The organism is Curtobacterium salicis (assembly GCF_011759505.1).
Lineage (GTDB): Bacteria > Actinomycetota > Actinomycetes > Actinomycetales > Microbacteriaceae > Curtobacterium > Curtobacterium salicis.
The window spans coordinates 55,739-76,523 of sequence record NZ_JAAOYO010000003.1; the positions used below are offsets into that span (position 1 = coordinate 55,739).

Below are 20,785 nucleotides of genomic sequence, written 5' to 3' on the forward strand. Positions count from 1 at the left end.
TCAGCGGAGCGGGTGCGGCGGCGGCGATCCGGCCCAGGCGCCGAGCGCCAGGTCACGTCGGGCATCGAGGCGCCGGGCCTGACGACGGTAGTGCAGCAGCACGCCGACCAGGACGGCGACACCGATCACCGACACGACGGCGAGCCCCGCGATGTACAGCGACGTGACGACGCCGGCCAGGGACGAGGGCACGTACCCGTTCTGCGCGGCGGAGAACGGCGTGCCGGTCAGCACGAACGCCAGCAGGGTCGAGATCGTCGAGTTCGAGTCCCAGAGCCCGTGCAACACCGCGACGACGACGTACGCGACGAGGATCTGCCACGCCCACCGGAACGTCGGCCGCCCGTGCGCCACCCCGAACAGCACCGCCCCGAGGATCGCCGTCCAGAGCACGTGGCCGACCGGGGACAGCACGGCGCGGGCGACCTCGGTCTGCAGCAGCGAGGACAGGTCGATGCCGCGCGTGGTGATCGCGGCGTTGAAGGCGTACCCGGCGGACTCGAACGCCGAGAACCCGGCCCCGACGGTCGCGCCGAGGAGCGCCCCCTGCCGTGCGGTCTTCGGTCGGACCCGCCACCCCACGACGACGAGCAGGATGCCCTTGACCAGTTCCTCGACGAAGCCGACGAGCAGGTACAGCCCGGCACCCGGACGCAGGTCGGACTCGAGCAGCGACGCCCCGAGGACACCGAGCACCCCGCCGACGAAGAACGCGGTGACGAGCTGCATGGTGCTGACCGTGCCGGTCACGCGTTCGATGACGAACAGCACCACGGTGAACGGCACCAGGAAGCTGCCGATGAGGATGATCGTCGGCACCAGGTTCGTGTTCTGCGTGGCGATCGTCACGATGATCGTCACGACCCACAGCAGGAACCCGCCGAGCAGGGTCTTCCACCACCAGCCGTGCCGGTGGTGCGGGTGGGCGCTGACCTGCGCCTCGGTCTCGAGCGTCATGCGGCCCATCGTGCTCCCGCGCACACCGAGCCGGTCACCGGGAATACGGAAGGCGCGGCGGACGTAGTGACCGACATGACTGACGAGACGTTCGACAAGGTGACCATGTTCGGCGCGGACTGGTGCCGCGACTGCCGCCGTTCCAAGGCGCTGCTCGACCGACTGGGCGTGGACTACGAGTACGTCGACGTCGAGGCGGACCTGTCGGCGGCCGACCGCGCCGAGGCGATCAGCGGGCGCAAGAACATCCCCGTCGTCGTGCTGCCGAACGGCAAGCACTTCGTCGAGCCGTCCGACGCCGAGCTGCAGAGCGAGCTGGAGTCCTCGGGCGCTCTCTGACCCCGACCGGGCGCACCGTCCGGGCCGGAGTCCGGCGTTCCTGGTGACACGCTGAGCCGATCTGGTGTTCACTCGGACCTCGGCCCTGAGCTCGGTGATCCGCCGCAGCCTCGGACCGGCCGTAGAACAAGGAGAACACCATGGGCGTACTCGGCCTCATCATCAGCTTGATCGTCATCGGCCTCATCGCCGGTGCACTCGCCCGACTGATCATCCCCGGCAAGCAGAACATGTCGATCCTGATGACCATCGTCCTCGGCATCGTCGGCTCGTTCGTGGGTGGCCTGCTCGGTTTCCTCATCTTCCAGCACGACCCGACGGACGGCTTCTTCCAGCCGGCCGGCATCATCGGGTCGGTCATCGGCGCGGTCATCGTGCTGTTCCTCTACACGCGCTTCGCGGGTCGTGGCACGAACCGTCGCTGACCAGCGACCTCGCGTCGGCGCCTGACGCGCTGACCACCCACGGGAGGCCCGGTACCAGCTGGTACCGGGCCTCCCGTCCGTCACGTGGCGGGTGCGGTGCGGAGCACGTCCCCCGTGTCCGGAACGCGCGCAGGCGCGGCGCGTACGGTCCACGTCATGACTGACGAGAACGACACCCGTCGCCCGGAGCAGGACGCAGCCCGACTCGGGCTGGTCGTGGTCGGTGAGGCCGCGGCCCTGCAGTCCGGTGACGAAGAAGCGCTGGACGCGAGCGAGGCGAACATCCGCGACGCCGTCGACGAACTGGTCGACGTCCCGCTCACCCCGCGCCAGGAAGAGGTCGTGGAGCGGCTCGCGCAGGCCGGCGGCACGCTGACCGCCGGCCTCAGCGGAGCGCTCGCGGCGCAGACCGGCCACCCGGTCGAGGACGTCCTCGAGGGAGCGGCACGCAGCATCCTCTGGCAGGAACGTCTCGCGAACGAGGACCTCGGGCACCAGGACGACGACCGGCAGGACGCCGGGCACCCGGACTCCGACCGTGACGGACGCGGCGACCGCGACCAGGCCTGACGCCACCACGGACAGACAGGAGGCTCGCCACCGGACCGGTGGGGAGCCTCCTGTCTGTCCGCCTGCCGGCGGTCACGCCGTCGCGTGCCACCACTCGTCGAACGGCGACGCCGGGACCTGACGCTTGTGCTCGGTCGCGCGGTAGCGGGCTTCGATCGCCTCGGCGACCTCGACCGGCACGTCGTGGCCCTGCAGGTACGCGTCGAGCTCGGCGTACGTCAGGCCGAGGTTCGCCTCGTCCGTCTGTCCGGGCAGGTCGTCGAGCAGGTCCGCGGTCGGTGCCTTCTCGTACAGGCGGGCCGGAGCGCCGAGGTGCTCGAGCAGCTGGCGCCCCTGGCTCTTCGTCAGACCGGTCAGCGGGGTGAGGTCGACACCGCCGTCGCCGTACTTCGTGAAGAACCCGGTCACGGCCTCGGCCGCGTGGTCCGTGCCGACGACCAGGTAGCCGCGCTGGCCGGCCACGGCGTACTGCGCGACCATCCGCATCCGGGCCTTGACGTTGCCCTTGACGAAGTCGCTCAGGGCGACACCGGCGTCCGCCGTGTCCTGGACGACCCCGTCGACCCCGTGCTCGATGTTGACGACGATGCCCGGGTCGGCGGCGATGAACTGCAACGCGAGTTGCGCGTCGTCCTCGTCGGCCTGCACGCGGTACGGCATCCGCACGGTGGTGAACTCGGCCGCATGACCGTCAGCGCGGAGCGACTCGATCGCCAGCTGCGTGAGACGGCCGGCCAGGGTGGAGTCCTGCCCGCCACTGACGGCGAGGACGTACCCCTTCGCGCCGGTGGTCAGCAGGTAGTCGCGCAGGAAGCCCACGCGCCGGGCGACCTCCTGCTCGGGGTCGATGGTCGGCTGGACGTTGAGGTCCGCGGCGATGGCGGCTTGGAGTTCTCGCACTCCCCCAGTATCCGCCTGCACCACCGTCATCCGCACGGGTTCTCGGCACCTGCTCGGATCGGATCAGCCTGCGCGGCGGGCCCCGGTCACTGCTGCTGGACGGAGAACACGTTGCCAGCCGGGTCGGCGAACCAGGCGATGTCCGGCCCCATGTCCCGGGCCCGACCGCGGAGGACCTGCCGCTCGTCCGCCCACTGCCCGCCGTCGGTCGGGTGGACACCGAGCGCAGCCAGGTCGTCGAGGGCCGTGTCGATGTCGTCCACGACGAAGTTGAGCACCGTGAAGGTCGCCGGGGTGTGATCCGGTTTGCCGTACACCAGCACCGCGACGTCCGAACCCGGCAACCGGAGCTGCATCATCTGGCCGGCGACCAGGACACGGACGTCGATGCCGAGCACCCCGGCGTAGAAGGCCACGGCGGCGTCGACGTCGTCCACGCTGAATCCGCTGTAGGCGCTGGTGGGCTGGAACACGGGGGCCTCCTCGTTCGGGTGCAGCAAGTGTGCACCCTCCCGGGCGAGGACAGGTCGTCGTGTGGGTGCACCACGCTCGGACGACGTGTCGCCGGGAGTGCTGGTGCTCGTCGTGAGCACCGGCACTCCCGGCGCGGGTCATCCGCTAGACGGTCGACGGGCTCGCCGAGATCCCGATCCCTCCGGCTGCAGCCTTGCCGGCTTCACCCGAACCGCCGGCCCACGTCCAGAGCGAACCCGAGTTCGCCCGGAGCGACACGGCGAGCTGCGTGCCCGTGACGGCGATGGACGGGCTCGTCCCCGCTGCCATCCCGACGTCGATCTTCCGCGCGACGCCACGATCGCCGGGCGCTCCGTGCCAGGTCCACAGGTCACCAGTGTTCGCCTGAGCCGCCACGGCGAGCTCGTCACCGATGAGCGTGATCGACGGGCTCGTGCCCGCCTTCATGCCCATCCCGGCCTCGACGCCGGTTCCCGATGCTCCAGGCCGGCCGGTCCAGATCCACAGCCCTCCGGTGTTGGCCTGCACCGCCACGGACACCGTCGACCCGTTCACCCGGGTGATCGACGGGCTCGTGCCGGCTTTCATGCCGACTCCGGTGCTCCGGACCTGGCCCGTCTCCGTGGGCTGGCCGTACCACGTCACCAGTGAGCGATCAGTGCCCTGGTACGCCACGGAGATCCCGGAACCGACCGTCGTGATCGAGGGGCTGGTCCCCGCGGCCATCGTGCGCCCGGTGCTCGTCGCGACACCACTCGTACCGGCGATGCCACGCCACGTCCACAGTTCCCCCGTCGTGCCCTGGAACGCCGCAGCGTAGCGTCCGTCACTGAGCGGCACGATCGCCGGGCTCGTACCCGGCATGATCCCCACGGTGGTCGCTCGAGACTGCCCCTTCTGACCGGCTCGTCCGACCCAGGTGGCGAACACGTTCCCCGTCGTGACGAGCGCGACCGCCAGGTCCGACCCGTTGAACGCGATGGCCGGCGACGTGCCGGCAGCGATCGGCACTCCGGTGTTGACGGCGAGGCCGGTCTTCGAGGCGGTGCCGTTCCAGATCCACAGGGTCCCGTTGTCGCCCGGGACCGCGACGCTCGACGCCACTGCCGGAACGGCGTTGTAGCTGCCGTCGTACTCGAAGTGCCACGGCTCCTGTGGACTGAACCCGTCACCCTTGGGCTGCCAGCCGTACTTCGGAGCGTTGGCGTTCATCCAGGTCTTCTCGGGCGTCCCGTAGGAGTTCACTCCGCCACTGAAGTCCACCGCTCGCCCGAGACCGTGGACGGAGGTCCCCGGCTCGGCCGCCAGGTTGAAACCCGGTTCCTTCGCGATCCATCCGTCGTAGAGGTACTGCTGACGGGCCAGGTCCCGGTATGCCTCGGCGACCGTCAACGACTTGCCCAGAGCGTTCTCGAACGCGGCGCTCAACGCGCTGAACGCGGCAGCGGCGGTGTCGACGAGGTACTGGTCCCCGAGACCCGTCGTCGAGACCGCGACGAACGCGAGTGCGGAGTCCGGGATCTGACCGTTCGGGTAGTCGGCAGCGGCGCGTACCGCGAACGACCGGTCGCGCTCGGTCGAGCTCGCATCGGGGTACGAGGGCAGGGTCAGGTTCGAGGCCTCTGCCGCGACGGCACCTGTGGTACCCCGGAGCATGGCGACGCTGAACGCGGCTGCGCCTGCGAACAGCAGGACGGATCGTCGACTCATCGAACTCGGCCGTGACGAAGGATCCTCCGCGTCGGACCGCTGGAATGAACTACTCATCGTGTTTCCCCCTCAGGGCACGCCCCTCGCACCCTGAGGGCACACTGTCATGCCCTCCCCGGTCCACCGGACCCCAGAACGGGGGTCAACCGCGGCCACTCGGAGTCGACACGAGCACGTCCTGGTTGCTGGAAGTGCCCCTGGAGGGACTCGAACCCCCAACCCTTTCCTGAGGACGGGACGGGACGCACCACCGGAAGTGCCCCTGGAGGGACTCGAACCCCCAACCCTTTCCTTAGGACGGAACTGCTCTTCCATTGAGCTACAGAGGCCGGCCCGACCACTCTAGCGGGAGCCGCGGAACGCTCCCTCTGGTGCCGTTGACAACGGACCCTGGACGCACGGCACGCTCACAGCTAGCGTCAGCCATGGCCCCCGGTCGGGGGCAGTCCCGGACCGAAGGACCCGCATGCCCCTCTCCTCCACCGCGCGCCGTTCCGCCGCGGTCGCCGCCGTCACCGCGGCCGCACTCGCCGGCGCACTGCTCAGCGGGACGTCGGCGAACGCCACCACGACCGCCCACACGACGACGGCCAGCAGCAGCGCGAGCAGCCGCGCCGACCGCCACCTCACGCCCCGCACCCACTTCACGATGGCGCCGGACGGCTCGTCGGGGAAGACCGAGGGCGGCGAGGGCATCCCGAACATCGATTCCGTCAAGAAGACGATCGCGACGTACTACGGCGACCCCGGCACCGGCATCGCGGACAAGACGGACAGCCCGTACATCCGCGAGATGCACTCGATCATCGAGAAGCAGACCCGCTCCCTGCAGAAGACCTACGACCGTGCGGTCCGGCACGGTGAGAAGCCGGCGATCGTGTTCGACGCCGACGACACCACGCTCGAGACCTACGACATGGAGGTCGCGGACATGCACTTCGTGTTCGACCCGGCCGAGCAGGACGTCTGGGTGCAGGACCAGCGATTCCCGGCGACTCCGTCCATGGTGGGCTTCGTCGCCGCCGCGCAGGAGGTCGGCTTCACGGTCTTCGGCCTGACGGGTCGGAACGACGACCAGAAGGCCGCGTCGCTCGCCAACCTGGCGAAGGTCGGCTACTCGGGCTTCACGGACGACCGCTTCTTCACGAAGTGGACCGGCAAGGGCGCCTCGCAGCAGCCGAGCTACGTCACGTGCGCCACGGCGAAGTGCACGACCGTCGAGTACAAGGCCCTCACGCGCAAGCACATCGAGCAGGACCTGGGCTACGACATCACCCTCAACGTCGGCGACCAGTGGTCCGACCTGCAGGGCGGCTTCGCCGACGACACCCTGAAGCTGCCGAACCCGACCTACTACCTCCCCTCGGCCGACCTGCCCGGTGTCCGTGAGCCCGAGCTGGCTCCGCGCACCTCGTTCCGGATGGCTGCCGACGGTTCATCCGGCCGCACGCAGGGCGGCGAACGCATCCCGAACATCGACTCGGTGAAGGCGACGATCGCCACGTACTACGGCGACCCCGGCACCGGCATCGCGGACAAGACCGACAGCCCGTACATCCGCGAGATGCGGTCGATCGTCGCCCGGCAGATCCCCACCGTCGCCGCCGCGTGCACCGCGGCCGACCGTCGTCACCGCAACCCGGCGATCGTCCTGGACGCCGACGACACGACACTGTGGACGTACGACATGGAGGTCGCCGACATGCACTTCGTGTTCGACCCGACCGAGCAGGACGAATGGGTGCAGGACGAGCGGTTCCCGGCCACGCCCGCGATGACGAACCTGGTGTCCGTCGCCGAGCGCTCCGGATGCACGGTCATCGGCCTGACCGGTCGCAACGAGGCGCAGCAGACCGCCACGATCGAGAACCTGCACCGGGTCGGCTTCCCGCAGTTCGCCGCCGAGCAGGACGGCAACCGCACCTACTTCACGAAGTGGACCGGCACCGGCACCTCGCAGCAGCCGTCGTACGTGCACTGTGTGACCGCCAAGTGCACGACGATCGAGTACAAGTCGCAGACGCGCGCGTACATCGAGTCGCGAGCTGGCGGCGGCTACGACGTCGTCGCGAACGTCGGTGACCAGTACAGCGACCTGATCGGTGGTTCCGCCGACCGGTCCGTGAAGCTGCCGAACCCGACGTACTACCTGCCGTAGCAGGCAGAGCCCTGCCCTAGCAGGCAGAGCCCTGCCCTAGCAGGCAGAGCCCTGCCGGAGCAGGCAGAGCCCTGCCGGAGCAGGCAGAGCCCTGCCCGACCGGGCGGACGACGGAACGGGAGGCCCGTGGCGACACCGCCACGGGCCTCCCGTTCGTCCCGGTGCTGGGTCAGACGCCCGCGGGGCGGACGAACGCCCGCTGGAACGGTGCGAGGAACCCGACCAGCTCGGCGACGTACCGCTCCGGCTGCTCGACCGGCGCGAAGTGCCCGCCCCGGGACGCTTCGGAGAGCGACACCAGGTTCGTCGTCCGCTCGAGCCACTCCCGCGGCGGCCGCACCAGGTCCACCGGGAACAGCGTGAACCCGGAGGGCACCTCCACCCGCCGGGCCTGCTCACTCCGGGGGACTTCGGCGTTGGCGTGGTACATCCGCATCGACGAACCGATCGTGCCGGTCACCCAGTACTCGGTGAGCAGGGCGCACACGTCGTCGCGTGACCAGACCGACCACAGGTCCCCGTCGCAGTCGCTCCAGGACCGCAGCTTCTCGACGATCCACGCCGCCAGTCCGGCCGGGGAGTCGGTCAGCCCGACCGCGGCGGTCTGCGGCTTCGTCCGGTGCATGGCCGCGTAGGCGCCCTCGTCCGCGCGCCACTGCTCGGCGGTCGCCAGGAACTCCCGCTCGGCCGCGGACAGCGCTGCCGGGTCCCCGTCGTACACGGGCATGCCGGCGTCCATCCGGTGCACGGCGACGACCCGGTCGGGGTGGTCGACCGCGAGCCAGCGGGCGACACCGCTGCCGATGTCCCCACCCGCCACGGCGAACCGGTCGTACCCGAGCTGGGTCATGAGCTCCGCCCAGAGCCCGGCGACGTCGCGGGAGTCGAGGGGCACGGACGGTGCGGCTGAGAACCCGTACCCGGGCATGTCCGGCACGACGACGTCGATGCCGGCTGCGACCAGGTCGGGCAGCACGCGGCGGTACCGCCAGCCGGAGTCCGGCCAGCCGTGCGCCAACAGCAGTGGGAGGGCCCCGGCGCCGTCGGCCTGCTGGTGCAGGAGGTGCACGTCGATGCCGCCGACCGTCGCCCGGCGTCCCGGCAGTGCGTCGAGTGCCGCCCGGTGCGCCGCGAAGTCGAAGTCGTCCGCCCACCAGGTCACGAGGTCCCGGAGTTCGTCGACGTCGGCCCCGAGCGACCATCCGGTGCCGGCGGGCGCGTCCGGCCAACGGGTCGCCCGGAGGCGTGCTCGGAGGTCCTCGATGGTGCCGTCGTCGAACCGTGCGCTCTCGCTCATGCGCGAACGCTACCGGCGACCGCTGACGCGCCGGACGGGAGGCACGTGGTCACCGCACCCGTGCCTCCCGTCCGGCGCGACGCGTCTACGCGGCGACCAGGTACTCGTCCCAGTCCGGCTGCGGACGCTCGATGCCGCGCACCACCCAGGCCGAGCCGTGCGGGGCCTTCGGCGGGAAGCGCAGCGCCCAGCCCATCTCCCGCGGGGTACGGTCCCCCTTGACGTTGTTGCACGCCAGGCAGCATGCGACGAGGTTCTCCCACGAGTCCCGGCCGCCGCGCGACTTCGGCTGCACGTGGTCGATCGTGGTGGCGTTCCGGCCGCAGTAGGCGCACCGGTTGGCGTCGCGGCGGAGGACTCCGCGTCGCGACACCGGGATGAGCCGGGACTGCGGGATCCGCACGTACCGGGTGAGGATGATCACGGACGGACGGTCGAAGCTGACGGCTGAACCCGTGACCGGGTGCAGGGTGTCGGCGGCCACGACGGAGGCCTTCTGGTTCATGACGAGGACCAGGGCTCGACGGAACGAGATCACCGCGAGGGGCTCGTAACCGGCGTTGAGGACGAGAGTGCGCATGGGTTCCCTTCCGACGTGCCTGGACGGCTTCCAGGCGGTACGGGCACCGGGCCGGTCGGCATCGAGCGGGTGATCACAACCACCGACTCCCGGAGCAGGGGGTCGGCCGGACCGCTCCGCCGGGCGGGGAGGTCCGCAAACACGAAGAGCACCACCCGTCAGGGCAGTGCTCTGGTCAGTCGCGCGCGTGCCGAGGCATGCAGGCTGTGGTCGTCCGTATGTCGACATGCGCGCGCCGACCCATGGTGCGGGTCGTGCGTGACGTCGACATGTGGGCTCCCATTCGGGTCGAGTCGAACCGATGCGTGCAGGCTAACCCAGAAACCGGCCCCGCACGAGAGGTGCGGGGCCGGTTCTGACGGTGTTCACATGGTCGACGGCAGCGCGTCAGACGGTGTCACCGGTGGGGTGGGGTCTGGTCGTCAGATCCCGAAGCGGACGATGTGGTAGTCGCTCGTCCAGATGGGACGGATCGAGATGGCGCCGCCGGGCTTCGGGGCGTCCATGATCATGCCGTTGCCCATGTAGAAGCCGTCGTGCGCCTCGTTGTTGAAGATGACGACGTCGCCGGGCTGGGCCTCGGACGTCGGGATCGTCGTGCCGGCCTGGTCCTGCAGCGGGACCGAGTGCGCCAGGTTGATGCCGTACTGCGCGTACACGTACATGACGTACCCGGAGCAGTCGAAGCCGGCCGGAGTGGCCCCGCCGAAGACGTAGGGCGTGCCGATGTACTGCTTGGCGGTGGCCACGACGGCGGGCAGCGAGAACGGGGTGCCGGCGGCGACCGGGGCGACGGTCGTCGCGGGGGCGGCGGCGGTCGAGGTCGTCGCGGCGTTCGCGCTGCTGGTCGTCGAGGCGGCGAGGTAGTCCTTCGCCGTCTTGCCGTCGTACGCGTACTGCTCGGCGGCCGCGGCGCGGGCGGCCTCGACCTCCTTCGCGTGCTCGTCGGCCTTCGCCTGCGCAGCGTCCTTCCGGGCGGTGAGCGTCGCGGTCGACGTGGCGCCGAAGCCGTCACGCGAGGTGTCCGCGACACCGGCGGCGGCCGACACGTCGAACTCCTGCGACTGGGCGGCGACGAGGGACTGCTGGGCCGTCTCGGCGGTGGTGCTCGGCTGCGTGCTCGCGAAGGCGGCGGGGACGGCCATCGTGCCGAACATGCCCGCGGCGACGGCGAGGACCACGGGGGCCATGAACTTGCGTTTGCGCGAGGCGGCGGTCGGCTTCGGGGCCGCCGTCGTGGCGGTGCGCGCGACACCGAGGGCGCTGCCGGCACGGACCGGGGTGGACGCCGTGCGGGTGGCGTGGGTGCGGGCGGGGGTGGACGCCGTGCGGGCGAGCGGGCGGCGTGATGCCCGCTCCGCTGCTTCGCGTGCTGCCCTGCGGGTCAGGGGAGCTGCGGTGGCGTCACCGGTGTTCGTCGGGTTCGCGGTCGTCGAGTCGTCCGCGGCGGTTCCGGTGTGGGTCAAAGGGGAGTCTCCGGCGCCTCGTCATCACCCGCTGGGCGATCAGCCCGGCGTGTGCAACCCCATCCGTTCGTCATCGTTTCCGACTCAGGCAGGAGACGGGTTTCGAGACGTCCTGCCACGGGCCCCCGCGATCGCTGCTCTCGGGGACTCGTCGAGTGTACGGGTGCGCTGTCGCCATGTCGAGATGAAACCGTGATCTGGTAACGATCCGGTCAAGAACCCCCGGTCAGAGCTGCTTCACGAATCTCCGCACGCCGTACGGCAGACCGGTCCGCAACGATCCGGGGCTTGTACCCCCTGCACGTACCCCGTATGGTTCGCGCTGCTCAACGCGCTCAGGACCCCTACGACCGCTGCCCAGACGGCGGTCAGAGCCCGTCCAGCTCAGTCATTGCTGATGTAGACGTGCTGCGCGACCTCGGTCGGCAACTCGATGCCCGAGTCCTCACCGTCCACACGCACCGACACGTAGGCACCGGCGCGCTGCACGCTCGCGGTCCGACCGGGCATCACGCCCGCCGACCGCAGCTGGTGCAGCAGCTCCGGCTCGAACTGCACCGGCTCGCCCAGGCGACGGATGACGCCGGTCGCCACGGCGTCGGTGTCGTCGGTCGCGGCGACGATGTTGTGCACGCCGTCGAGGAACCCGGCCGCCGTGGGTCCGCCGATCTCCGCCAGACCCGGGATCGGGTTGCCGTAGGGCGACTCCGTCGGGTTGCCGAGCATCTCGAGCAGGCGCACTTCCACCTGCTCGCTCATCACGTGCTCCCAGCGGCAGGCCTCGTCGTGGACGAACGCCCAGTCGAGCCCGATGACGTCGGCGAGCAGGCGCTCCGCCAGACGGTGCTTGCGCATGACGTGCGTGGCACGGGAGCGACCGGTGTCGGTCAGTTCGAGGTGCCGGTCCCCGGAGACGACGACGAGCCCGTCGCGCTCCATGCGGGCGATCGTCTGCGACACCGTCGGCCCGGAGTGCCCGAGGCGCTCCGAGATCCGGGCGCGCAGCGGCACGATCCCCTCTTCTTCGAGGTCGAGGATGGTGCGGAGGTACATCTCCGTGGTGTCGACGAGATCGGTCACGGTCCGCCTCTCATGGTCCTGGCCCAGCCCGACCCACACTACTTGCTGGGACCGACCAGACGGCACCGACACCGTGCGCTGTGCGCGGACGCCGGACGGGAGGCACACCGCACCCCCGCCACGCAGGCCCGGCCCCGCCGTCCCGTCCGGTCGGTCCACGGGGGCGGTACCCGCCTCGTCGCTAGGATCGGTCCATGGCAGACATCGTCATCCCAGCCGACCTCCTCCCCACCGACGGCCGCTTCGGATGTGGTCCGTCGAAGATCCGCGGAGCGCAGCTCGAGACCCTCGTCACCCGCGGCGCCACGGTCCTCGGCACCTCGCACCGCCAGAAGCCCGTCAAGGACCTGGTCGGGTCCGTCCGCCAGGGGCTCGCCGACCTCTTCCAGGTGCCGGACGGCTACGAGGTCGTCCTCGGCAACGGCGGCTCGACCGCGTTCTGGGACGCCGCGGCCTTCGGGCTCATCGAACGTCGGGCCGAGAACCTGTCCTTCGGCGAGTTCGGGTCGAAGTTCGCGAAGGCCGCCGCCGCCCCCTGGCTCGAGGCGCCGCACGTCGTCGAGGCCCCGGGTGGTTCCCGCGCCGAACTCGAGATCGTCGAGGGTGTGGACGTCTACGCCTACCCGCACAACGAGACCTCGACCGGCGTCATGGCCCCCGTCGTCCGCGCCGCCGGGGACCCGGGCGCGCTGACCGTCGTCGACGCCACGAGCGCTGCCGGTGGTGCCGCGTTCGACGTGGACCAGACCGACGTCTACTACTTCGCCCCGCAGAAGAACTTCGCCTCGGACGGTGGGCTCTGGCTCGCGCTGTTCTCCCCCGCCGCGATCGAGCGGGTCGAGCGGATCGCCGCCTCGGGTCGGTACATCCCGGAGTTCCTGTCGCTGCAGAACGCCGTCGACAACAGCCGGCTGGACCAGACGCTGAACACCCCGGCGATCACGACGCTGCTGCTCCTCGACGACCAGGTCCGCTGGATGAACCAGTCCGGCGGGCTGGCGTGGGCCGACCTCCGCACGAAGACGTCGTCCTCGACGCTGTACGACTGGGCCGAGGAGTCCGACTACGCGACGCCGTTCGTCACCGACCCGGCGCACCGTTCGCAGGTCGTCGTCACGATCGACCTCGACGACTCCATCGACGCCAAGGCCGTGGCCGCGACGCTCCGCGCGAACGGCATCGTCGACACGGAGCCGTACCGGAAGCTCGGTCGCAACCAGCTCCGCGTCGCCACGTTCACCGCGATCGACCCGGACGACGTGCGGCAGCTGACCCGGGCGATCGACCACGTGGTCGCCGCGCTCGCGAGCTAGCCCTCCCGCAAAACGCAACGTGGGCGGCAACTCGCAGCGGTATTCCGTTGCGTGTTGCCGCCCACGTTGCGTCTTGCGGGGTCAGCGCGTTTTGCGGGGTCAGCGCGTCTTGCGGGGTCAGGACCGGTGGAAGCCGGGGTCGACCTCGCCGACGTCGAGCTGCTCGAGGTCCAGGTCGTCGTCCGGGTCCACCGGGCGGACGCGCCGGGTCCGTCGGCGGCCACGGGTGGGCGGGGGCGGGACGTCGTCGTCCGACTCGTCGTCCTCGTCGTCATCGTCGTCCGACTCGTCGTCGTCTGACTCATCGTCGTCCGACTCGTCGTCATCGTCGAAGTCGTCGTCCGAGTCGTCCTCGTCGTCGTCCGACTCGTCCTCGTCGTCCTGCGCCGCCCGGTAGTCGGCCAGGCGCTCGGACCACGGCACCCACTCCGGGGCGAGCAGCGAGCCGTCACCCGGCATCAGCTCGACCTCGAGCACGGTGGGGTCGTCGCCCTCGACCTGGGCGATGCTGACGGTCCAGCGCCATCCCGGGTAGCCGGGCATGCGGTTCGCGAAGAGGACGGAGACGACGCCGTCGCCCTCGTCCACGGTGCCGACGGCGCTGCCGACCGTCGCTTCGGGAGTGATCTCGAGCAGTGCGCCGCGGGCGAGCTCGGTGAGGTCAGTGGTCATGTTCACGCGTCCAACTGGTCGGCGACGTGTCGCAGGATGGTGGCGATGCGCTCACCGTTCTTCGGGTAGCGACCGCGCTTCAGGTCGCCGCTGATCCGGTCGAGCTCCTTCACGAGGTCCTCGACGATCACCGCCATGTCGTCGGCGGAGCGCCGGGTCATCTTCGCCAGGGACTGCGGGGCTTCGAGGATCCGGACGGTCAGCGCCTGGGTCCCCTTCTTGCCCTGCACGACCCCGTACTCGAGCTTGGTGCCGGCCTTGACCGTCGTCACACCATCGGGCAGGGAGGAGGCGTGCAGGAAGACCTGGTCGCCGTCGTCTCCGGAGATGAAACCGAAGCCCTTCTGGTCGTCGTAGAACTTGACCTTGCCGGTGGGCATGCTGGGACTCCTCGTCACATGAACGGCCGCGGTGCTTCGGATATCCTGGGTGGATGGCCAAGCCGACCCGATCCACCGGGGACCCCCGCACTGCTGCGGAACCCCCGGCGACGTTCAATCGTACCGAACGCACGCTCGCGTTCATGGTCGGAGGGATCGTCTGCCTCATCCTGGCGTGCTTCGTCGTCATGATCATCGGGTGGTTGACGATGAAGCAGATCCCCGGCGACGGCATCTGGCCGGTCGCACTCGGGGTGGTCTACTTCGGTCCGCCGATCGCGTTCGTGCTCATGCTGACGCTCCTGGTGATCACCTGGACGCGCAAGGCCCGGCAGCACCGCGCAGAGGCGCGCTGACGTCCGCCCCGGACGCTGGCGAAGGACGATGACGACCACGACGGACCTCGCCGCACGACTGCGCGAGCTCCCCGACGACGCGCTGGAACGACTCGTTCTGGCACGCGCTCTCCCGACCGCCGCACTCGGCGAGTCCGGTCCGCAGCACATCGCGGACTTCTTCGACCTGGCCGAGGCACTGCGCACCGACGACGCGGTGGACGCCGCGATCGAGCGACTCCCCCGCCGTGCGCTCGTCGCCCTCCGCGACGGCGGCTCACCGGAGGACCTCGCGCCCGCGGTCGCCCTCGGGCTCGCCGACGACGCCGGCGCGGTGGACGACGCGGTCGCCGCCCGCCTGGCCGCCCGACCGGAACTCGTCACGGACGCTCCGGGAGGCGCGGCACCCGCCCGCCCCGACACCTCCGACCGCCAGTCGGTCGCGGATGACGACCGGTCCCGCGCTGCCGGTGCCGAGCACGCCTTCGAGACGCTCACGGTGCTGGCCGAGCTCCTCCGCGCCGCCGACGCCGGCGCCGTCCGGGAACTCGCGAAGGGCGGCATCGGCGCGCCCCTCGCCCGACAGCTCGGTGAACGGACGGGCGCTGACGCCACCGCGGTGCCGGACCGTCTGGCCCTGCTCGACCGGGTCGGGGCAGCGCATCCCGAGGACGGGTCGTGGAAGGTCTCGGACAGCGGCCACACCTGGCTCCGGTCCTCGTGGCCGGAACGGTGGGTGGCCGTCGTCCACGACTGGCGCGCCGCACTCGACCCGGCCGTCGCCGAGGTCCTGGACCTGGCCGACGACGACCTCGGCGACCTCGTGTCGCTCGGACGCTGGGCCTACCCGGCCGGTTCGCGCTGGCTCGACGCGGCACTGCTCGACGCCGCCGGCACGGCACGGGTCCTCGGGCTCGCGGTCGACGGTCGGCTGACCACGACGGGCCGGGTGCTCCTCGGCGACGACCCGGACGCCGCACGCTCCGCCGCCAGCGCCGACCTGCCCCGCACCGTCGACGGGGTGTACCTGCAGCCCGACCTCACGGTCATCGCTCCGGGCCCGCTCGCCCCTCAGGACGACGACGACCTCCGCGCCGTGGCCGACCTCGAGGCGCCGGGGCTGGCCGCGCGCTACCGCGTCTCGGAGGACTCGATCCGTCGGGCGCTCCGCGACGGCCGCACCCGCGACGACGTGGTGGCCCTGTTCACCCGGATCGGCGCCACCGAGGTCCCGCAGCCGCTCACGTACCTCATCGACCAGGTCGCGACCCGTGACGGCAGCGTCGTGGTGGACCGTGGCGAGGGCGACCTCGGATCGGTGCTGCACGGCACCCCCGAACAACTCGACCTCATCGGGGTCGACGCCGAGCTGCGCCAGCTGGCGTGGGAGCGGCCCGACCTGACCACCCTCGTGACGAAGTACCCGCCCCACGTGGTGGCGAGCGCGCTCGAGGACCAGCGGTACCCGGCCGTGCTCGCAGCCGGGGCGCGCCCGGAGACGCGATCCGGGCCTCCCGTCCGACGACGCGCACCGAGCCGGTCCCCGGAGCAGGCGGCACGGGCGCTCGTCGAGCGCCTGCGCCTGACGACGGAACGCGGCGACGCGGAACCGGAGCAGGAGTGGCTGGCCCGGCAGATCGACATGGCGGTGCGCGGACGGACCCCGATCCGCGTCACCGTGCGGATGCCGGACGGATCGGAGCGGCCGTTCTCGATCGTGCCGACCTCGGTCGCCGCCGGACGCGTCCGCGGCAAGGACACGGCGGTCGACGTCGAACGGACCCTGCCGCTGTCGCTCGTCGTCGGCATCGAGAGCGACGCCTGACGGTCGTGCTGTGGACAACCGGGTCACGCACCAGCTGCGCCGCCTAGGCTGATCCGTCATGAACGGACCGCTGATCGTGCAGAGTGACCGCACCGTGCTGCTCGAGGTCGCGCACCCTCAGGCAGAGGACGCCCGACACGCGCTGGCGGTGTTCGCCGAGCTCGAGCGCGCACCGGAACACGTGCACACCTACCGCATCACGCGGCTCGGGCTGTGGAACGCGCGCGCTGCCGGACACGACGCGGCCTCGATGATCGACACGCTCGAGCGGTTCGCGAAGTTCCCGGTGCCGCAGAGCGTGACGGTGGACATCGAGGACACCGTCTCGCGGTACGGCCGGCTCGTGATCCGGCGTGAGGAGCGCGAGGACGCCCCCGTCATCGCGAACTCCCCGGGGGAAGAACTCGAGCAGCAGCCCGCACTCGTGCTCACCGCGTCCGACCCGGCTGTCCTCGCCGAGGTCGTCCGGTCCAAGCGGATCCAGCCACTGCTCGGCGAGCGACGCTCCGAGAACGCCGTCGAGCTGCAGGCGTGGGCCCGCGGCCAGGTGAAGCAGGAACTCGTGAAGATCGGCTGGCCGGCCGAGGACCTCGCCGGCTACACGCCCGGGCAGCCGCACCCGATCGACCTCGACACCGCCGACTGGGACCTCCGGCCGTACCAGCACGAAGCGGTCGACAGCTTCTTCCAGCAGGGTTCCGGCGTCGTCGTGCTGCCCTGTGGCGCCGGCAAGACGCTCGTCGGCGCCGGGGCGATGGCGACCGTCAAGGCGACCACGCTCATCCTCGTCACCAACACGGTGTCGGCGCGGCAGTGGCGGACGGAGCTCCTCCGCCGGACGACCCTGACCGAGGACGAGATCGGCGAGTACTCCGGCAGTGTCAAGGAGATCCGGCCGGTCACGATCGCGACCTACCAGATCCTCACGGCCCGCCGGAAGGGCGTGTACACGCACCTCTCGCTCCTCGACGCGCTCGACTGGGGCCTCGTGGTCTACGACGAGGTGCACCTGCTGCCGGCACCCGTCTTCAAGCTGACGGCGGACCTCCAGGCCCGGCGCCGCCTCGGACTGACGGCGACCCTCGTGCGCGAGGACGGGCGCGAAGGCGACGTCTTCTCCCTGATCGGGCCGAAGCGCTACGACGCTCCGTGGAAGGAGATCGAGGCGCAGGGCTACATCTCCCCGGCCGAGTGCTACGAGGTCCGGATCGACCTGTCGCACGAGGACCGCCTGGAGTACGCGGCGTCGAGCGACGACGAGCGGTACCGGCTGGCGGCCACCTCGCCGGCGAAGACGCCCGTCGTGCGCGACCTCATCGAGAAGCACCGCGGTGAACAGATCCTGGTGATCGGGCAGTACATCGACCAGCTCGACGAACTCGCCGCGTCCCTCGACGCCGCCGAGATCACCGGTGCGACGCCGGTCGAGGAGCGCGAGCGGCTGTACCAGGCGTTCCGCGAGGGCCGCATCGACGTGCTCGTCGTCTCGAAGGTCGCGAACTTCTCGGTCGACCTGCCCGACGCGACCGTGGCGATCCAGGTGTCGGGCTCGTTCGGGTCCCGGCAAGAAGAAGCCCAGCGACTCGGCCGACTGCTGCGACCGAACAAGGACGGTGTGCCGGCGTCGTTCTACACGCTCGTCACCCGCGACACCGTCGACCAGGACTTCGCGCAGAACCGGCAGCGCTTCCTCGCCGAGCAGGGGTACTCGTACACGATCCTCGACGCCGACCAGGTGGCCGCGCCCGTCGCGTAGCCGGACGAGCACGCCTAGCCGACACACGAACTGCTCACAGCAAGCGGCCAGGGAACAGCCAGATGATGGTCACATGACCGACGGACCCAAGATCCTCATCGTCGACGACGAGCCGAACATCCGCGATCTCCTCACGACCTCGCTTCGCTTCGCCGGTTTCGCGGTGCGGGCGGTCGGGAACGGGGCACAGGCGATCTCCGCCGTGCTCGAAGAGGAGCCGGACCTCATCATCCTCGACGTCATGCTCCCCGACATGAACGGCTTCGGCGTCACCAAGCGCCTCCGTTCCTCGGGCTACACCTCGCCGATCCTCTTCCTCACGGCGAAGGACGACACCGAGGACAAGATCACCGGCCTCACGGTCGGCGGCGACGACTACGTGACGAAGCCGTTCTCCCTCGACGAGATCGTCGCCCGCATCAAGGCGATCCTCCGTCGCACCATGAACGACGAGGAAGACGCGATCATCCGCGCCGGCGAACTCACGATGGACCAGGACACGCACGAGGTCACCATCGGGGACGCGCAGATCGAACTCTCCCCCACCGAGTTCAAGCTGCTCCGCTACCTCATGCTCAACCCGAACCGCGTGCTCTCGAAGGCCCAGATCCTCGACCACGTCTGGGAGTACGACTTCAACGGCGACGCCGGCATCGTGGAGTCCTACATCTCGTACCTCCGTCGGAAGCTCGACCAGTACTCGGCCGAGCCGATCATCCAGACCAAGCGCGGGTTCGGCTACATGCTCAAGGCCTCCAAGGCTTCCTGAGCAGTCACAGCTGACTGTCGGCGGTCGTCGGGTTCTCCCCGGCGGCCGCCGCTTAGTGTTGGGGAAGCATGCACGCGCGAATGAGTCACTGGTGGGACGCGATCTCCCTCCGCACCAAGATCACCGGGATCACCGTCCTCCTGGTCGCGCTCGGCCTGCTCGTCGCCGGGCTCGGCACGATGACGGTGCTGAGCACGTACCTGATGCGGCAGCTCGACACCCAGGTGACGACCACGAGCTCGCAGCTCGAAGGCCAGAACGTCAGCGACGGCGAGCAGTACTGCAAGCTGTCGATGGTGCTCGAGAAGAGCTCGTACGTGGCCGCGTACGACGGCGGCGGCGAGCAGATCTGCGACACACAGTCACCGTCGCAGCCCGACGTCTCGCGCGTCCGCTTCTCGTCGGCGGCCTCGACCGCGGTCCCCTTCAGCCTGTACGACAAGCAGCACAACCACGAGTGGCGCGCGCAGGTCATCCCCGCGAACCTGCAGAACCTGTCCACCGGAGCGACCGAGACGGGCTACGTCCTCGTCGCGGTCTCCAGCGCCGGCACCGACCAGACCATCGCGCAGTTCACCGTCATCTTCCTGCTGTTCGGCATCTCCGTGATCCTGCTCGGGGCGATGCTCACGCGCCTCCTCGTCACCGCCACGTTCGACCCGCTGCGGAACGTCGAGGACACGGCTGCGCGCTTCGCCGCCGGGGACTTCAACCAGCGCCTCGACGCGGACACACCGAACACCGAGGTCGGGCGTCTCAACCGCTCCCTCAACGCCATGCTCGAGCGGATCGACGACGCGTTCGAGGACCGCGAGCGCACGATCGACCAGATGCGCCGTTTCGTCGGTGACGCCTCGCACGAGCTCCGGACGCCGTTGGTCTCGCTGCGGGGCTACGCCGAGCTCTACCGGATGGGTGCACTCCGCAAGGAAGAGGACGTCGCGCAGGCGATGGACCGTATCGAGAAGGAAGCCAAGCGGATGGGCCTGCTGGTGCAGGACCTGCTGCAGTTGGCCCGCATCGACGAGTCCAAGCCGCTCGAGCTCGGGCCGGTCGACCTCGTCACGATCGCCCGTGACTCCGCCCTCGACACGATGGCCTCCAACCCCGACCGCGAGATCCAGGTCCTGGTCGAGGACGCTCTGACCGGCGAGAACGTCCCACAGGCAGTCCGGCCGATGAGCTCCTTCGGCGCCGCGGCCGAGGGTTCCGGCAGCCCGGCCGCCCCCGCGTCACCGTCGCTCAACACCACCGGTCCGATCGCCTTCTCGCGCCAGACCATCGCGCGCCTCCGGGCTCGACGCACGCGCGCGATGAGCCTGGACACGAAGAACCCGACCGACGAGACCACTCCGCTGCCGACGATCGTGCTGCCGAAGCGGCCACCCATCGTCCTGGCCGAGGAGAACAAGGTCCGGCAGATCGTCACGAACCTGATGGGCAACGCCATGCGGTTCACCGAGCACGACGACCCGATCGAGATCGGCATCGGCGTGGACGACGAGCGCGAGATGGCCCACATCGACGTGATCGACCACGGCGAGGGCATTCCGCCGCAGCTGCGCGAGAAGATCTTCCAGCGGTTCTGGCGTGCCGACACGAGCCGCGCGCGGGACACCGGTGGTTCGGGCCTCGGGCTCGCGATCGTGTCCGGCATCGTGCACGCGCACCACGGGTCGGTCGAGGTGTTCGACACCCCGGGCGGCGGTGCGACCTTCCGCGTGTGGTTGCCCCTGCTGCCGCGCGAGGGCGCTCCCAGCACTCCCGCCTTGTCCTGAC

General features: G+C 70.3%; 20 protein-coding genes and 1 tRNA gene. 10 read left to right on the forward strand and 11 right to left on the reverse strand.

Features of this window, described 5'->3' with window-relative positions; translation table 11 throughout:
- Window positions 1-957: a PrsW family intramembrane metalloprotease gene (locus tag E9228_RS08770; RefSeq protein ID WP_252727972.1), complete on the reverse strand. Its 957-nt coding sequence runs from the start codon at window positions 955-957 to the stop codon at window positions 1-3.
- Between the two features lie 75 nt (window positions 958-1,032).
- Here E9228_RS08770 and E9228_RS08775 point away from each other — a divergent pair, with 75 nt between their 5' ends.
- The 3 genes from E9228_RS08775 to E9228_RS08785 all read left to right on the forward strand — a co-directional run bounded on the left by E9228_RS08775 (window position 1,033) and on the right by E9228_RS08785 (window position 2,291).
- Window positions 1,033-1,296, forward strand: coding sequence for a glutaredoxin family protein (locus E9228_RS08775; protein ID WP_166780806.1), 264 nt, complete (start codon window positions 1,033-1,035; stop codon window positions 1,294-1,296).
- A 140-nt stretch (window positions 1,297-1,436) separates the two neighbouring features.
- Window positions 1,437-1,721: a GlsB/YeaQ/YmgE family stress response membrane protein gene (locus tag E9228_RS08780; RefSeq protein ID WP_166780224.1), complete on the forward strand. Its 285-nt coding sequence runs from the start codon at window positions 1,437-1,439 to the stop codon at window positions 1,719-1,721.
- 156 nt (window positions 1,722-1,877) lie between these two features.
- Window positions 1,878-2,291, forward strand: coding sequence for a hypothetical protein (locus E9228_RS08785; RefSeq protein WP_166780225.1), 414 nt, complete (start codon window positions 1,878-1,880; stop codon window positions 2,289-2,291).
- Between the two features lie 72 nt (window positions 2,292-2,363).
- Here E9228_RS08785 and nadE read toward each other — a convergent pair whose 3' ends face one another.
- The 4 genes from nadE to E9228_RS08805 all read right to left on the reverse strand — a co-directional run bounded on the left by nadE (window position 2,364) and on the right by E9228_RS08805 (window position 5,704).
- Window positions 2,364-3,191 carry an ammonia-dependent NAD(+) synthetase gene (gene nadE, locus E9228_RS08790; RefSeq protein WP_166780226.1) on the reverse strand — a complete coding sequence of 276 codons (828 nt, stop codon included), beginning with the start codon at window positions 3,189-3,191 and terminating at the stop codon, window positions 2,364-2,366.
- Window positions 3,192-3,277: 86 nt separating this feature from the next.
- Complete coding sequence (locus E9228_RS08795; protein WP_166780227.1) at window positions 3,278-3,664, reverse strand: VOC family protein; 387 nt, start codon at window positions 3,662-3,664, stop codon at window positions 3,278-3,280.
- A 145-nt stretch (window positions 3,665-3,809) separates the two neighbouring features.
- On the reverse strand, window positions 3,810-5,375 hold the full coding sequence (locus E9228_RS08800; protein WP_208385800.1) for a M15 family metallopeptidase: 1,566 nt from the start codon (window positions 5,373-5,375) through the stop codon (window positions 3,810-3,812).
- 257 nt (window positions 5,376-5,632) lie between these two features.
- Window positions 5,633-5,704 (reverse strand) — tRNA-Arg (locus tag E9228_RS08805).
- A 137-nt stretch (window positions 5,705-5,841) separates the two neighbouring features.
- Between E9228_RS08805 and E9228_RS08810 the strand changes: the two genes are divergently transcribed.
- Window positions 5,842-7,533, forward strand: a complete 1,692-nt coding sequence (locus tag E9228_RS08810) for an HAD family acid phosphatase (protein ID WP_166780229.1) — start codon at window positions 5,842-5,844, stop codon at window positions 7,531-7,533.
- Window positions 7,534-7,702: 169 nt separating this feature from the next.
- Here the strand turns inward: E9228_RS08810 and E9228_RS08815 are convergent, their stop codons facing one another.
- The 4 genes from E9228_RS08815 to E9228_RS08830 all read right to left on the reverse strand — a co-directional run bounded on the left by E9228_RS08815 (window position 7,703) and on the right by E9228_RS08830 (window position 11,956).
- Window positions 7,703-8,830: an epoxide hydrolase family protein gene (locus tag E9228_RS08815; protein ID WP_166780230.1), complete on the reverse strand. Its 1,128-nt coding sequence runs from the start codon at window positions 8,828-8,830 to the stop codon at window positions 7,703-7,705.
- 85 nt (window positions 8,831-8,915) lie between these two features.
- Complete coding sequence (locus E9228_RS08820) at window positions 8,916-9,410, reverse strand: HNH endonuclease (protein WP_166780231.1); 495 nt, start codon at window positions 9,408-9,410, stop codon at window positions 8,916-8,918.
- A 422-nt stretch (window positions 9,411-9,832) separates the two neighbouring features.
- A complete protein-coding gene (locus E9228_RS17320) occupies window positions 9,833-10,876 on the reverse strand; it encodes a C40 family peptidase (RefSeq protein WP_166780232.1) in 1,044 nt (347 codons plus the stop codon).
- A gap of 384 nt (window positions 10,877-11,260) precedes the next feature.
- Window positions 11,261-11,956, reverse strand: a complete 696-nt coding sequence (locus E9228_RS08830) for an iron-dependent transcriptional repressor DtxR (protein WP_166780233.1) — start codon at window positions 11,954-11,956, stop codon at window positions 11,261-11,263.
- 194 nt (window positions 11,957-12,150) lie between these two features.
- On the opposite strand from E9228_RS08830, the gene serC reads away from it, so the two are divergent.
- Window positions 12,151-13,269, forward strand: coding sequence for a phosphoserine transaminase (gene serC / locus E9228_RS08835; protein WP_166780234.1), 1,119 nt, complete (start codon window positions 12,151-12,153; stop codon window positions 13,267-13,269).
- Between the two features lie 117 nt (window positions 13,270-13,386).
- Here serC and E9228_RS08840 read toward each other — a convergent pair whose 3' ends face one another.
- Both E9228_RS08840 and E9228_RS08845 read right to left on the reverse strand, forming a co-directional pair.
- Complete coding sequence (locus tag E9228_RS08840) at window positions 13,387-13,941, reverse strand: DUF3027 domain-containing protein (RefSeq protein WP_166780235.1); 555 nt, start codon at window positions 13,939-13,941, stop codon at window positions 13,387-13,389.
- Window positions 13,942-13,943: 2 nt separating this feature from the next.
- The gene (locus E9228_RS08845; protein WP_110905101.1) at window positions 13,944-14,321 is read right to left on the reverse strand and encodes a cold-shock protein; all 378 of its coding nucleotides are present in this window, start codon (window positions 14,319-14,321) and stop codon (window positions 13,944-13,946) included.
- A 53-nt stretch (window positions 14,322-14,374) separates the two neighbouring features.
- Between E9228_RS08845 and E9228_RS08850 the strand changes: the two genes are divergently transcribed.
- From E9228_RS08850 to E9228_RS08870, 5 genes are all read left to right on the forward strand, one after another.
- Entirely contained in the window at window positions 14,375-14,677 is a 303-nt protein-coding gene (locus E9228_RS08850; RefSeq protein WP_166780236.1) for a multidrug ABC transporter ATPase, read from the forward strand.
- A 28-nt stretch (window positions 14,678-14,705) separates the two neighbouring features.
- Window positions 14,706-16,481, forward strand: coding sequence for a helicase-associated domain-containing protein (locus tag E9228_RS08855; protein WP_166780237.1), 1,776 nt, complete (start codon window positions 14,706-14,708; stop codon window positions 16,479-16,481).
- A 58-nt stretch (window positions 16,482-16,539) separates the two neighbouring features.
- The gene (locus tag E9228_RS08860; protein WP_166780238.1) at window positions 16,540-18,237 is read left to right on the forward strand and encodes a DNA repair helicase XPB; all 1,698 of its coding nucleotides are present in this window, start codon (window positions 16,540-16,542) and stop codon (window positions 18,235-18,237) included.
- Between the two features lie 73 nt (window positions 18,238-18,310).
- A complete protein-coding gene (locus E9228_RS08865; protein ID WP_123656292.1) occupies window positions 18,311-19,006 on the forward strand; it encodes a response regulator transcription factor in 696 nt (231 codons plus the stop codon).
- Between the two features lie 80 nt (window positions 19,007-19,086).
- A complete protein-coding gene (locus E9228_RS08870) occupies window positions 19,087-20,784 on the forward strand; it encodes a sensor histidine kinase (RefSeq protein WP_252727973.1) in 1,698 nt (565 codons plus the stop codon).
- Window position 20,785: the final 1 nt, after the last annotated feature.

What these genes read in the sequence shown, in the direction of transcription:
- E9228_RS08770 (WP_252727972.1), bottom strand. Translation starts at nt 957, where the DNA reads ATGACGCTCGAGACCGAGGCGCAGGTCAGCGCCCACCCGCACCACCGG.
- E9228_RS08775 (WP_166780806.1), top strand. Translation starts at nt 1,033, where the DNA reads ATGACTGACGAGACGTTCGACAAGGTGACCATGTTCGGCGCGGACTGG.
- E9228_RS08780 (WP_166780224.1), top strand. Translation starts at nt 1,437, where the DNA reads ATGGGCGTACTCGGCCTCATCATCAGCTTGATCGTCATCGGCCTCATC.
- E9228_RS08785 (WP_166780225.1), top strand. Translation starts at nt 1,878, where the DNA reads ATGACTGACGAGAACGACACCCGTCGCCCGGAGCAGGACGCAGCCCGA.
- E9228_RS08800 (WP_208385800.1), bottom strand. Translation starts at nt 5,375, where the DNA reads ATGAGTCGACGATCCGTCCTGCTGTTCGCAGGCGCAGCCGCGTTCAGC.
- E9228_RS08810 (WP_166780229.1), top strand. Translation starts at nt 5,842, where the DNA reads ATGCCCCTCTCCTCCACCGCGCGCCGTTCCGCCGCGGTCGCCGCCGTC.
- E9228_RS08815 (WP_166780230.1), bottom strand. Translation starts at nt 8,830, where the DNA reads ATGAGCGAGAGCGCACGGTTCGACGACGGCACCATCGAGGACCTCCGA.
- E9228_RS08820 (WP_166780231.1), bottom strand. Translation starts at nt 9,410, where the DNA reads ATGCGCACTCTCGTCCTCAACGCCGGTTACGAGCCCCTCGCGGTGATC.
- serC (WP_166780234.1), top strand. Translation starts at nt 12,151, where the DNA reads ATGGCAGACATCGTCATCCCAGCCGACCTCCTCCCCACCGACGGCCGC.
- E9228_RS08840 (WP_166780235.1), bottom strand. Translation starts at nt 13,941, where the DNA reads ATGACCACTGACCTCACCGAGCTCGCCCGCGGCGCACTGCTCGAGATC.
- E9228_RS08845 (WP_110905101.1), bottom strand. Translation starts at nt 14,321, where the DNA reads ATGCCCACCGGCAAGGTCAAGTTCTACGACGACCAGAAGGGCTTCGGT.
- E9228_RS08850 (WP_166780236.1), top strand. Translation starts at nt 14,375, where the DNA reads ATGGCCAAGCCGACCCGATCCACCGGGGACCCCCGCACTGCTGCGGAA.
- E9228_RS08855 (WP_166780237.1), top strand. Translation starts at nt 14,706, where the DNA reads ATGACGACCACGACGGACCTCGCCGCACGACTGCGCGAGCTCCCCGAC.
- E9228_RS08860 (WP_166780238.1), top strand. Translation starts at nt 16,540, where the DNA reads ATGAACGGACCGCTGATCGTGCAGAGTGACCGCACCGTGCTGCTCGAG.
- E9228_RS08865 (WP_123656292.1), top strand. Translation starts at nt 18,311, where the DNA reads ATGACCGACGGACCCAAGATCCTCATCGTCGACGACGAGCCGAACATC.
- E9228_RS08870 (WP_252727973.1), top strand. Translation starts at nt 19,087, where the DNA reads ATGAGTCACTGGTGGGACGCGATCTCCCTCCGCACCAAGATCACCGGG.